Genomic DNA, 1,457 nt, shown 5'->3' with positions numbered 1-1,457 from the left:
CGAGGAGCCGCCTGACCCAGCTCGTATCAGTGATGCTTCGACTCAGCCGGGGCTGGACTGGCGAGGCCTTGGGGGCGGAATTCCCTCCGGAACTCAGCCGGGGCTGGACTGGCGAGGCCCTGGGGGCGGAATCGCCTCCGGAACTCAGCCGGGGCTGAGTTGCTGCGGTGGCGGACACGCCGGGTGTATGCCGCTGGGCTCGGTCAGGAGGAACCTGGCCCGCCGCTTCGGCGGGCGAACGCCTCGTGCAGGGCCCGCAGCTCGTCCTCGAGCTCCGGGACCGGCCCCTCGACCACGGCTCCCGGCACGACGTCGCGGATGGCCAAGGGAGTGACGGGGGATGGGGCCGCGCCCCACGCGGACCGCCACGCGCCGAGCTGGGCCGAGCTCACGGCATACACGATCCGGCCGAGCCCGACCCAGCCGTGCGCGGCGGCGCACATCGCGCAGTGCTCGCCCGAGGTGTAGACCGTGCAAGCCGCTCGCTCCGGGCCAGACAGGTGCGCCCCTGCCCACTGGGCGATGGCGAGCTCCGGATGCCGCGTCGGGTCGCCGGCGACGACGTGGTTGTGGTCCTCGAAGAGCACCTCGCCCGCCCCTGACACGAGCACGGACCCGAACGGCTCGTCACCCGCCTCGAGCGCCGTGCGCGCAAGCGCCACGCACCGCCTGAGGTGCTCGAGGTCGACCTCCGAGATGCTCACGCCACCCGCCCCGTCACGAGGGCGAAGGTGACGAAGGCACCGGCGTCGGCCTCGAGCATCTGCTGCACCGGCGAGCTGGACTGGCCCTTGAGCTCGAGCACGGCCCGCTCCCAGAGCAGCCAGTTGGCGCAGCCGTCGGCCTGGCTCCGGGCGCTCACCGAGGCGAAGGCCCGGCTGAACTCCCATTGGCTGCGGAGCCACTCGGCCGTGTGCCAGGCGGCGGACTCGGCCCCCACGACGCGATCGATGTGGTCCGGGATCTCGCCGAGCTCGCGGACCTCGGTCGTGAGGGCGGGAGTCGCGACGCCGAGCTGCCCGCCGGGCTTCAGGAACTTCGCGAGGTAGGGCGGATAGTGGTCGCCCGTGCCGAAGTACTCCCACGCGTCGATGCTGACGATCACGTCGAACGACCCGCGTCCGAACGGCAGTTGGTGGGCGTCGACCCGCATCGGCAGGATCCGGTCGTCGACGCCCTCCTTCCGGAAGACCTCGCCGGCCTCGCTGGGGTCGACCCACAGGTCGGCCGCGATGACCCGCACGCCGTACTCCTTGGCGAGGAACACCGACGTCGCACCGAGGCCGGATCCGAGGTCGAGGACCCGCATGCCGGGCCGCAGCTCGAGGTCGCGGGCGAGGTCCTCGAGGAGCCAGAGCGGGTGCGGTCCCATGTCGAGGTCGACGAGCCACGTCGCGTCGTACTTCGCCGACCGGGGGAACTCGTCCTTGGTCAGGTGGTCAAGTGCGGGCACGGCG

Annotated in this window: 2 protein-coding genes; both read right to left on the bottom strand. The window is 72.2% G+C overall.

Annotated elements, in window-relative coordinates; translation table 11 throughout:
• Window positions 1-203: 203 nt before the first annotated feature.
• Complete coding sequence (locus tag LOY02_RS18825; protein ID WP_317183897.1) at window positions 204-704, bottom strand: nucleoside deaminase; 501 nt, start codon at window positions 702-704, stop codon at window positions 204-206.
• Window positions 701-1,457, bottom strand: a 757-nt coding sequence (locus tag LOY02_RS18820; protein WP_317183896.1) for an SAM-dependent methyltransferase, incomplete at its 5' end; no start/stop codon positions are given. The genes LOY02_RS18820 and LOY02_RS18825, both read right to left, overlap by 4 nt.

It is taken from the genome of Intrasporangium sp., from assembly GCF_032907665.1.
In the GTDB taxonomy this organism is placed as follows: domain Bacteria; phylum Actinomycetota; class Actinomycetes; order Actinomycetales; family Dermatophilaceae; genus Intrasporangium.
This window is presented reverse-complemented; position numbering and strand designations above follow the sequence as displayed.